Source organism: Pseudacidovorax intermedius, from assembly GCF_001476815.1.
Taxonomy (GTDB): Bacteria; Pseudomonadota; Gammaproteobacteria; order Burkholderiales; family Burkholderiaceae_C; genus Xenophilus; species Xenophilus intermedius_A.
In genome coordinates this window covers 1-12,814 of sequence record NZ_LDSL01000104.1, presented here as the reverse complement: position 1 = coordinate 12,814, position 12,814 = coordinate 1, and the positions used below count along the sequence as shown (strand labels likewise).

The 12,814-nt window shown below is 70.1% G+C and carries 1 protein-coding gene (cut by a window edge); it reads left to right on the top strand.

Annotation, left to right across the window (positions count from 1 at the left end; translation table 11 throughout):
* On the top strand, positions 1-12,814 hold part of the coding region annotated (locus tag NS331_RS26760; protein WP_058643002.1) for a hypothetical protein (this coding region is incomplete at both ends). 29,301 nt of the annotated region lie to the left of the window's left edge; 12,814 of 42,115 annotated nt are visible.

The following is a 12,814-nucleotide window of genomic DNA, read 5'->3' as shown; positions in this document are numbered from 1 at the left end:
TCGTGGCCGGCGGCACCATCGGCGCCCAGGGCGTGACCTGGAGCGGCCCGGATTCCACCATCGTGGTCAAGGCCGGCCAGCAGGTGCTGGTCGACGCCGGCCTGCAGGCCGCCAAGTCGGTCACCCTGACCACCACCAAGGCGCTGAGTGCCGACGACCAGGGCTGGGCCGTGGTCATTGGCAGTGCCGGCGGGCTGAACGCGGCCGGCCTCACCAGCGACCAGTCCGGCGGACTGGTGTCGGTGGACGCCCAGGGCGGCGTCACCATCGCGGGCAGCATCCTGTCCGGCGCGACCATGCGCCAGACCTTCGACGCCAACGGCCGCCTGCTGAGCGAAGACCTGGACTGGTCGGCCGGCAACGGCACCGTGCGCCTGCATTCGCTGGGCCAGCTCTACCTGGGCGGCCAGGCCAAGACGGCCTCGGGCGGCAGCATCGAGGTGGGCGCGACCATCCGCGCCAGCCACCTGGTCGACCTGGCCGGCGGCTTCAGCCTGGCCGACGGCATCGGCGTGAAGATGCCGGCCGCGGCCCGCGTCACCACGCAGCATGCCGATGGCGAGATCCGCGTCAGCGCCTCGCAGGACGCCGAGATCCTGGGCCAGCTGGTGGCCGGCGGCCAGGTGGTGGACCACCGCGATGCCGACGGCTTCACGCTGGGCAGCACGGCGCAGAGCTTCGGCGGCGATTCGGTCATCACCATCGTGGCGGGCCAGCAGGTCCGCCTGGGCCGCGACCTGACGGCCGGCAAGACCATCGACGTGCGCGGCGGCACCGGCACCGGCACGGCCACGCAGGCCGAGCCGTGGCTGGCCGACGGCATCGTCGTCGGCGGCGCGGTGCACCTGCGCACGACGCAGCAGGACAGCACGCTGTCGCTGTCGGCGGCCGGCAGCCTGTCGGTGCTCACGCCCGAATGGACGCAGGAGCTGGTGGCGGCGGACTTCATGCAGTACGCCAGCGGCCGCATCACGCAGGACGTGGCCTTCACGCTGAGCGTGCAGGACGGCAGCCGCACCGTGAGCCAGGTGGTGCGCCTGGCCGCCTCGGCCACCACGGGCAACACCGGCATCGCCGGCCTGGCGGCGGACCTGCAGGCCGCCATCGACGCCATCCCGGACTTCGCGACCTACGGCCTGAAGGTTCGCCTCGCCGATGGCCACCTCATGCTGACCAGCGGCGCCTACCGGTTCGCCATCGCCGCCGTGGCCGGCGGCCATGCCGAACTGCTGGGCTTCACGCAGGTGGACGGCGGCGCGACCGCCAGCTCGGGCCGCGCCTATGCGCTGGACGCCAGCGCGCGCGGCTCGGTGGTCAACCTCGGCCGGGCCAATGCGCCCGGCGGCGACATCACCATCTCCGGCGCCATCCGTGGCCATTCGGCCATCAACATGTTTGCCGGCACCAATGCGCTGGGCAACCAGAACGTGCACCTGTCGGCCACCAGCCTGCTGGAAACGCTGTCGGGCGGCATGCAGCTGTCGCCGGCCGGCAACGTGGTGATGGAGGGCGACCTGATCGCCCGCGGCCTCAATGCCGACATCGTCATCGACGCGCGCCAGACGCTGGAGATCCGCGGCGAACTCACCGCGCAGCGCGACATCGTCATCAAGGCCGGCACCCAGGTGCATGCGGGCGAGGTCAGCCTGCGCACGACGGGCACCGCGCAGTTCAACACGCTCGACGCGGGCGGCCGGATCGTCATGACCGGCCTGAACGACGTCTCCATCAACAGCAGCATCGGCCGCGGCAATGCGGCGCAGGGCCTGGTGCAGATCGGTGCCACCAGCGGCACCCTGACGCTGGAGCATGCGTCGGGCTGGATCGAGACCGGCGCGCAGATCGTGCTGTCGGGCAAGAACGTGGACCTGGCCGGCGTGGTCAAGAGCACCGGTGCGACGCCGGCGAGCTACGACTACGAGGTCGAGGTCTCGGCCGCGCAGAACGTGCAGCTGCATGCCGACATGTCCCTGGCCGGCTCGCTGCGCGTGGTGGCGGGCGGCAACATCGCCATCTACGGCTCGCCCGTCGCCGCCAACGCGGCCGGGCAGGGCGTGACCCTCAGCGCCGGCGGCGACGTGTCCGTCGGCTCGGTGGGCAGTCGCAGCGGCGGCGCGGTGCTGAGCGCCGACCGGCTGGTCGACATCCATGCCGGCGGCAACCTGCGCGTGGCGTCGGACGGCAAGGTGCTGGCCCTGGGCGCCGGCAGCCTGGTGCGCGCGGATGCCGTGCGCATGGACCTGCAGGGTGGGCTGTACGCCGGCGGCGAGCAGCTGTCGGCGGCGGGCGCCGCCCTGAAGCTGCGCGCGTCGCAGGACATCACCGTCGCCTTCCAGGCCTCGGCCAGCGGCACGGTGGAGATGGTGGCGGGCCAGGACAGCCAGGGCACCGGCATCGTGCTCAACCCGGGCAGCACCGTGAGGGTGACCGACGCGGCCGGCCAGATCGCGCTGACCACCGACGGCGACCTGCTGGTGCGCGGCAGCATCCTGGCCACCGGCCAGGGCGCGGACATCGCGCTGCAGTCGCGCTCCCAGGTCATGGTGGCGGGCCTGGTGCGTGCCAACGACCAGGTCAACGTCGTCGGCGGCACCGACGCCAGCCGCATCGGCGTGCTGGTGGACGTGCTCACGCAGGACGCGCAGGGCAACTACCTGACCGGCGGCACGCTGGACACCGCCGACGGCGGCAGCGTGAACATCCGCTCGACCGACGGCGTCACCATCCGCTTCATCGCGGTGGGCGAGTCGGACGCGGCGATGACGCGCGCGCACGTCAACCACGTCACCATCGAGTCCACCTCGGGCGACGTGGTCGTGCAGCGCAACATCGAGGCGCAGGAGTCCGTCTCCATCGTGGCGGCGAACGTGAGCATGACCTCGGGCAGCCACATCTTTGCCTACGGTGCGCAGTCGTCGATCTACATCAAGGCCGGCGACAAGCTGACGCTGTCCAGCGCCTCGGACCCGAACAAGAACGACCAGCCCATCGTCAAGGCGGGCCACCTGGTGCACCTGGCCGGCGGCAACATCACCGTCAACGGCAACGTGCTGGTGGACAAGGACGCCACGGCCGGCAAGCTGCTGGTCAATGCGGGCAGCACGCTGAAGGTGTCGGGCTCGCTCGGCTCCATGCACGACATCGTGCTCAACGCCGGCGTCGACATGAACATGACGCGCGCGGCCATGGAGCTGGGCGTCGCGAAGGCGCAGCTCTCGGGCGGCACCATCACCATCAGCAACAAGGGCGTGGTGCAGGCCAAGGGCGGCCTGAGCATCCAGTCCGGTGGCGACGTGATCGTCGACGCCGCCATCGGCGGCGGCGTGGCGCGACCGGTGGACGTGACCACCTACCAGACCGTCACCAAGACGGTGGACGTGGTCACCGGCTACCAGCAGGTCGAGGACGGCACCGTGCAGGTGCCCGTGGTCACCTGGGTGCCCACGGTCATCACCGAGCAGGTCGGCACCGATCTGGTCAAGGTGGGCAGCACCTACCACACGATGAACGTCACGCTGTCGCAGACGGGCTACTACAACCCGAACGCGGCGGCCGCGGACCAGTTCCGCGACTTCTTCATCGAGGGCATCGACTACTTCAACACCCAGGCCGAGAAGGACGCCGCCATCGCGGCCCGCCAGCCCAATGCCGCGAACATCCGCGTGGTGGTGTGGACCAACGCCGGCAACGAGCAGACGCCGGGGCGCAGCGCCGAGGCGCCGAGCGGCAACTACAAGGATCCCGGCTACAAGTCCTTCTCGCAGCTGAGCGACGCCCAGCGCTGGGCCGTGCTGAACACGCTGGGCTACATGCCCATCTACAACTTCACGTACGACGGCGCGCAGGAGTGGAAGACCCTCAACGGCAACACCACCCACACTGCGTGGACGCCGGACTGGGCCAACAACGCCAAGAAGGTCTTCTACGTCGACGTCGCCAACTGGCGGGACAAGTACGTCTACATGCCGGTGGGATCGCAGGAGGACATCCTGCGCCTGGTGAGCGACGGCAGTGCCAAGTACCTCAATGGCGGCTCCGCCACCACCGGTACCGGCGCGGCCGGCACCTGGGTGGAAGCGACGGCCACGCCGAAGGGCGAGGTCGTGGGTTCGTACTACGACCGGGCCAACGTGTTCTACGACCAGGTCAGCTCGGTGTGGACGGGTTCGCGCACCAGCTTCGACTGGTCGCAGGCCAGCGTCGACTACGACGGCGACGCCGGCCGCTGGAAGGTCTCCTACTCGGGCAACACCGGCTCGCGCATCTTCACCAGCATGGCCGACGGCCATGCGGGCACGCTGGCCTACGACCCCAACTGGTCATGGAACGACAGTGATCCGGCCAAGCAGAACCTGGTTCAGGGCTATGGCTTCAGCGGCGGTGCGCCGGCCACGAACAACATCCTGGCCATCGCGGCCTACAACAGCACCCTCGACAGCGGCACGGCCTCGCTGCAGCGGCTGTGGACGCAGTACGACGGCGTGCGCGATGTCGGCATCGCCCCGGGCATCCAGGGCGGCTATGGCGGTCCCACCCTGTGGTGGTGGGCCAACTACGTCGGCGCCTCGCTCGAGCTGCGCGGCAACGACCCGTGGCTCGGCAGCTACTACAACAGCAGCCGCCGCGACGACTGGAACGACGACGCCCAGGCGGTGCGCTTCACCAACGCCACCTACGCGGTGCGGCTGTACCAGCACATCAACTACGGCGGCTGGAAGGCCGACTACACCGGCTCGACGCCCAACCTGGGCGGCGTGAACGACGAGTCGAGCTCCGCCTTCGTGTGGGGCCGGCGCTTCGAGCAGTTCGTCGACTACATGTACCAGTGGACGGCCAAGACTCAGGAGATCACCGACCAGCGCGTGCAGCTCAAGTACCAGCTGGCGACCATCGCCAAGGACGACTTCGACTACCGCCCGGTCTACCAGACCACCACCAAGGAGGTGATGGTCACGAAGCTGGAGAACGTGACGGTGTGGAAGTCCGTGCCGATCATCCAGCAGGTGACCCAGCTGGTGACCGAGGCCAGCAGCCAGACCATCGACACCAACTACGGCTCGTACACCGGTGCCTCGCTCGAAGGCGCCACCGTGGCCATCGATGCGCGCGGCGCCGTGCGCGTGAGCGGCATCGTGGCCGCCACGCAGGGCCTGGACATCGACGCCGGCACGCAGCTGCAGGTGCAGGGCAACACCATCGGCGGCCAGACGGTCGCCACCAAGCTGGTGGCGCAGACGCTGGACTTGTCGGCCGGCGGCTCGCTCACGCTGGCTGATTCGGGCACCCTGGCCGCCACCGGCAGCCACGGCACCGTCACGCTCAAGGCCGCACAGGACGTCAACCTGGGCGGCGTGGTGGCGGCCAGCGACAGCAGCGCCCACCTGGACACGGTCAAGGTCTATGCGGGCCGCGACCTGCAGCTCAGCGGCACGGTCACGGCGGGCGACATCGCGCTCGAGTCCGGCTCGGCCCAGGCCAACACCTTCAAGGATGGCGACATCCGCGCCGACGAGCAGACGGTGCTCACGGCCACCTCGGGCAACATCAGCTTCAAGGCGGGCGAGTACGGCGGCAACATCGTGCTGAACCACGCCACCGTCGACGCGACGGCGGGGGCCACCGGCACCCTGTCGCTGACTGCGGCCTCGGGCTTCATCGAGCAGGTGCGCGACCTCGTGCAGCTGCCCGGCACCACCGGCGACGACCACAAGGTGTGGGTGGCGGCCGGCACCATGGCGGCCAAGCGCCTGGTGGCCAGCGCCGAGACCGGCCTGATGCTCAGCAGCCGCGTGGCCCAGGCCAACGTGGCGCTGACCGGCGCCGGCAACATCGACCTGACGAACGTCGGCGCGCTGGACCTCACGGCCGTGGCCGCCGACGGCGGCATCACGGTCTACAACACCGGCAGCCTGACGGCGACCAGCGTCGTCACGCGCGGCACCAGCGACCGCAACGACATCAGCCTCACGGCGGCGCGCAACAGCGGCACCGCCATCGACGCCAACCTGTGGCTGGGCGACGTGCGCAACGATGCGCGCGGCGACGTCACCGTGTCCGCCCAGGGCACCGTGAAAAGCCTGACCGGCCAGACCACCGTGGCCGACGAGCTGAGCGTGACCAGCACCGGCGCCGTGGACATCCGCACCAACGTCAACCGCCTCGTGCTGGACGTGCAGGCCACCCTGGCCGGCGGCGCCAGCGCCACCGTGGACCAGGGCAGCCGCAAGCTGCTGCTCGAAGCCGGCGTGGCCAACGGCAGCCTGAGCGTGACGGGCGCGGGCGCCATCGACGTGGTCTCGGCCCAGCTCAAGACCAACCAGACGGGCAACGACATCGCCATCACGGCGCAGCAGGACCTGATGGTCCGCTTCGTCTCGGCCGGCGTCCACCTGGACGCCGGTGCGGCGCAGCCCACGGTGCAGGGCCCGAACAACACCCTGGTCCCCGTGTTCGTCAGCTCGGCCGGCAACGTGCGGCTGGAGTCGCGCGCGGGTGCCGTGGGCGAAGCCTATGGCGACGCCGGCGTGGACGTGGTGGCCAACCGCCTCACGGTGGTGGCCGTCAGCGGCATCACGGGCCTGGAGACCGCCATCAACGAACTCGACGCGCGCACCACGCGCGGCGACATCCAGCTGGTGGACACCGACGGTGCCTACGAGCGCTTCGCCGGCCTGCACGTGCTCAACGCGACGAGCAGCACCACGGCTGGCACGGGCAACACGCGGGTGGACATCACGAGCGCGGGCTCGCTGCTGGTCGACAAGAACGACAAGGTGAAGGGCGACACCATCCGCCTGGCCAGCACGGCCGGCAGCGTGGTGGTGAAGACGCCGACGAGCGGCGATTCGCTCAGCTACACCCGCGGCATCGTGTTCGACGCCGCGAAGACCATCGAGCTCTACCGCTTCTTCGACGCGCCGGAGTGGATGGAATACCGCGCCGGCCAGTACTTCCAGTTCGGCGCGATGACGCTGAACGCCGACGGCACGGTCGCCAGCGACAACTTCACCAAGCTGCTGCCCAGCACGATCACGGCCGACACGCTGATCCTGCAGACCGGCGAGAGCCTGAACCTCAAGGGCACCACGCTCAACGTCAACCGGCACCTGGAGCTGATCGCCGGGCAGGACGTCAACCTGACGCCGGTGGTCAGCACCGCCAATGGCGTCACCACGTCCGTCGGCGGCCTGATCAATGTCAAGGCCACCCATTACGACGGCAGCGCCGCCACCGCCATCGACAGCGTGCTGATCGAGGCGCGCGGCACCAGCACCGTGAGCCAGGTGGTCGACGTCAACGCCAACGGCACCCGCTCGACCACCAGCTCGGCGCAGATCCAGACCGGCAACGTCCACCTGCAGATCGACCAGCTGCTGGCCTCCAAGTTCGAGATCCGCGCCAGGAACGACATCTTCCTCGAGGTGGCGCGCGACCTGCGCCTGAGCGGTTTCGTCGGCGGCCTGGACGGCTTCGAGTCGGCCCGCGACGTGACGATGCGCGTGGGCGGCACGCTCACGCTGCAGAGCGGCATCGTGGCCGCGGCCACCAGCGGCGGCACGCTGAGCCTGAAGGCGGCCAACGTGACCTCGGACGGCGCTTCGGTGTTCATCTCCGACCGCCTGGTGGTCGAGGCCACCAGGGATGTGCAGCTCAACACCCTGGTCGAGACGGTCAACGTCCGCTCCACGGTGCAGGGCGACATCAAGATCAACGAGGCCACCGGACTGACGGTGGAACTCGCGAGCGCCAAGGACGGCGCCATCGACATCGCCGCCGGCGGCAACCTGCTGCTGCGCGAGGTGCGCAACTTCGCGCCGGGCCACGACATCTCGCTGCGCTCGACCGCGATCATCTTCGTGGACGAGGTCGAGGCGGCCACCGACATGGGCGCGCAGAAGACCTCCGGCGCCATCACCGTCGACGCGCTCGGCGGCGTGAAGGAACTGAAGGCCCTGGTGCGCGACAGCAACGGCAACGTGCTGGTGGGCCAGGACGCCTACGACGACAAGGTGGCCGACCTGTACGGCTACCGCGTCACCATCAACGGCAGCGTCAGCACGGTGCAGCTGACCGACCCGAGCAAGTCGGGCAACGGCGACGACGTCGAGGTCCGCACGATCGCGGCCGACGGCTACGTGCACAACAACGACAGCACGGTCACCGAGAAGACCCTGCTGGAAGCCGGCGGCGCGATCAGCAACTTCGCGATGCACACGGTGACGGCTGCGGGCGTCTCCGTCGCGCAGGTCAGCACCCTGGCCTTCAGCGCGGCACCGACGGTGAACCAGGTGTTCAGCGTGCTGGTCAACGGTCACCGCTACAGCGTCACCGCCGGTGCCTCCGACACGGCGGCGACGGTGCTGGGCGCGCTCAAGACCCGCATCGAGGCCGGCGAGGACATCGCCGTCACCGTCGATGCCACCGCCCTGCGCCTGACGCTGGTGGCCGAGCACGGCAACGTGGCCTTCACCCTCGGCAGCGTGTCGGTGACGGCCCCGGCCACCGACGCCGTGACCGGCGGCGTGGCCAAGGATGGCAGCACCATCGACACCGCCGCAGGCGACGTCGCTTCCGGCTACCTCGACAAGCAGCTCAGCGGCGTCACCTTCGACGCCAGCGCCGCGCCGCAGGCCGGCAAGAGCTACAGCGTGGTGCTCAATGGCCACGAGTACGCGGTGCACCTGGGCGGCAACCAGTTCCTGGACATCGCCAACGTGGCCGCCAATGCGGCGGCCAGCAGCGTCGCCGTGCAGTCCCTGCAGGCCGAGACGGGCCAGGGCAGCGTCTCCGTCGCCACCGACGGTGCGCGCACCGTCACGCTGCCGACCACCGCGCCGGGCGCGGGCGACAAGTGGCACGTGGTGATCGCCGGCGAAAGCTACGAAGGCACGGGTGCCACCGCGGATGCCATGGGCAGTTCGCTGGCCAGCGCCATCGGCGCCGGCGGCCACTACAGCGCGAGCTACGACGCGGCGACGAACAAGCTGAGCATCACGTCGGCCTCGGCGTCGTACAACGCGGGCACGGCCGACATCAGCAGCGACGCACCGTCGGCGACGGTCAGCGCCAAGGTCGACCCGAAGCTCACCGTGGGCTGGCACTACGTGGCCGACGCGCGCTACGCGGTGACCATCGACGGCAAGACCTTCGAGGTCATCGCCACCGGCACCATCAATTCGGACGCCGCCATCGTCACGGCGCTCAAGAACGCCATCGACGCCGACGCCACCTTCGGCGCCACGGTCAGCGGCAACGTCATCACCGTGACCCAGGCGGTCGGCAAGACCATCGCCACGGCCATGCGCACCTGGCAGGCCGTGGCCAATGCCGGCACCGGCGGCGTGACCGAGGTGCAGACCACGCAGGCGGGCCGCCATCTGGACTTCAGCTCGGTGGTCTTCGGCTCCGGCTACCGCTACGTGCTGACGGTGGACCAGACCCGCGTCAGCTACGTCGCCGCCAGCGGCGACGACATGGCCAAGGTCAACACCGAACTGGCGAGTGCGCTGCGCACCGCCAACAGCGCCTACACCGTCACCGCCTCCAGCTACAACGTCACCGACTGGGCCTCGCTGCGCAGCGCGCTGGTGTCGGTGGTCGAGGCCGGTGAGGCCATCGACGCCACGTCCTACGACGTGCGCTCGATCGACCTGTCGTCGCTCACCGTGGCCGCCGGCACCACCTACACGGTGAACGTGGGCGGCGCCAACTACAGCTACACCGCGGTGGCCGGCGACAGCGGGCAGACCGTCGCGTCGCAGCTGGCCTCCAGGCTCACTGATGGCAGCGTGCTGGCCAAGGACCGGGCCGGCGTGCTCACCATCCGCGGCACGTCCGCGCTGGGCACGGTGACCGACAACTTCGGCGCCGCCGTGGCCGTCCAGTCCGCCGTCGGCCTGCTGGCCGAGGCCGACAACACGACCTTCAGCATCGCGGCAGGCACCCTGGGCGGCCCCGCAGCCGCCACCGTCGCCACCGAGCGCGATGCCGGCGTCAATGCCAAGCAGAAGTCCTCGCTCAGCTTCGCCGACCCGGCCAACGCCTCCTATGCGCTGGCGCAGGGCTACGAGTACACGGTGACGGTCAATGGCCGCACCTACGGCGTGACCGTCGGCAGCGGCGGCGTGACCGCCGACTGGAACTCGGTGCTGACCAACCTGGCCAGCCAGATCACCACCGGCGAGGCGGCGAACAGCGTGTCGCTCGTGGTGACCAAGGACGTGGCGGCACGCAAGCTGGTGCTGACCGCGCAGGTCGACAACGTCGGCTTCACCGTCGACGGCACCTCGGTGCTGCGCCACTACCAGGCCGACGTGGCCAATGCGGTGCGCGACACCGGCACGCTGCTGACGGCCGCCGGCACGGATGCGACGCAGGTCGCCACCGTGGCCTACACGGGCACCGTCAAGGCGGGCGTGGACTACACGGTCCAGGTGGGCCTGAACACCTACAGCGTCAAGGTGGGCGACACGGTCAACGGCCGTACCGTCACCGCCGACTGGGCCTCGGTGCTCGGCGCGCTGGAGTACAAGGCGGAGCAGGGCGGCCTGGTGGCCGTGTCCGTCAGCGGCTCGACGCTGACGCTGACCGCGAACCAGGCGAACACCGCCTTCACCGCCGGCGGCAGCAGCGCCGACACCGACGCCAACCGCGCGCTCACCAAGAGCGGCGACTACATCCTCATCGTTCCCCAGCGCGCGCCGGGCAATGCCAGCCTGTCCGTCACGGGCAACCTGAGCGTGGTGAAGATGGACGTCCATGCGGGCGAGTCCATCACCCTGGCGGCCGGCCGCGACCTGATCGTCGTCTCCGACCTGAACGTCGGCAGCGGCAGCAGCGGCGGCACGCTCAACCTGAGCGCCGGCCATGCGCTGACGGTGGGCGGCACGCTCACCGCCCACGACCTGAAGGTGACCTCCGGCGACGACCTGACCCTCAAGACCTCGGTGGACACCCTGTCCGTCGAGATGACGGGCGCCGGCAACCTCACCATCTTCGAGAGCGGCGACCTGTCGATCTCCAGCCTGGTGATGAGGGGCGGCAACATCACGATCCAGGCCGATGGCAACGTCAGCATCGGCTCGATCACGGGCACTGCGGGCATCGTGACCATCGTCTCGAAGACCGGCAGCATCGTCATCGACAACATGGCCACGGCCGGTGCGGTGACGCTGACGGCCGCGGGCTCGGTCACGGGCGGCAAGCTGGTCAACGGCGCGGTGGTGAGTGCCATCGACGCCACCACGCTGACGGTGACGGCCGGCTCGGCCATCACCATCTACGAGAAGGACGGCATGACCGTGGCGCAGGCGCTGAGCACCAGCCATGCGGCGGTGCTGCTGCAGTCCGGCGGCGCGATGACGGTCGACAGCGCGATCCAGGCGGTCGGCTCGGCGTCGATCCAGCTGATCACCACGGCCGGCAAGCTGACCGTGAACCAGGCACTGACCACGGCCACCGGCGCGGTCACGCTGCGTGGCGCGGGCGGCCTGAGCATGGCCGCCGCGGGCGACGTGACGACGCTCGGCGGCAACGTCGTGCTGGACGCCGGCGCCGGCGTGCTGGACATGACGGGCGACACCGTGGTGAACGCCGGCAGCGGCAGCATCACGATGACGGCGGGCAGCCACATCATGCTGGGCAAGCTGCGCACCACCAATGCGGGCACCCTGAGCATCGTGGCCGGCGGCGTGCTGGACGTGGCCGAAGGCACGACCGACATCATCGCCAGCGATGCGCTGCTCTACATCCGCTCCACCGGCGGCATCGGCGAGAACGGCAATCCGCTGGAGATCCAGGTCCGCGCGCTGGACTTCGTGAACAGCGTCAGCGGCGCCGTGTTCATCGAGGAAGTGGACGGGCTGATCCTGCAGCAGGTGAACCAGCAGGCCGACGGCGGCGTGTCCATCATCACGCGCGGCGGTGCGCTCACCGTGGCGGCGGGCTCCGGTCCCGGGACCGGCGTGCATGCCACCACCGGGCTGGTCAACCTCACGGCCGGCACCACGCTGCAGATCCTGGGCGAGATCTCGACCACGGGCGGCAGCGCCCACCAGGGCAGCATCGTGCTGGCGGCCGAGGGCGGCGACGTGCTGCTGGGCGCCGGCGTGCATGCCGGCGGCTCGGGCGACCTGACGGTGCGGGCACTCAAGGGTGCCGTCACCAACATCGACAGCAGCCTGGGCTGGCTGCGTGCCGGCAACGGTTTCGATGCCGGCATCGACTGGGCACTGCGCCGCGGCAACTTCACCATGGACCAGGCCACCGGCAGGATCGTGGCGACGGGCCTCAACGCGCAGGAGCAGAACAACTTCTTCGCCAACGGCACCGTGCTGCGCCAGGCGGGCGGCCCAATGCTGCAGGCGGTCGGCGGCAACATCACCATCACCGCGCTCAACGGCGTGGGCGAGAAGGTGAACGGCTTCACCTTCAGCCCCAAGTCCATCGTGGTGGATGCGAAGTCGCTGACGGTGTCGAGCACCTCGCGGCAGGACGTGGTGGTGTTCGCCACCGGGTCGGTGCAGGTCTATTCGGACGTGGGCGCCTCGGGCTCCGGCTCGCGCGGCGGCGCCACCGACGTGGCGACGCTGGGCGGCACCCAGACCATCTCCAATGCGGTGGATGCGGGCGGCAAGGACATCGTCCTGCGCTCGACCGACATCACCATCGCCGCGCCGGTGCGCAGCGCCGGTGCCACGCTCACCATCAGCCCCACGGACCCGACCGGCACGGTGGTGCTGGGCGGCAGCGGCGGCGGCACGCCCGGGAGCCTCTACCTGAGCGACGCCTCGCTGGCCAACATCCAGTCGGGCTT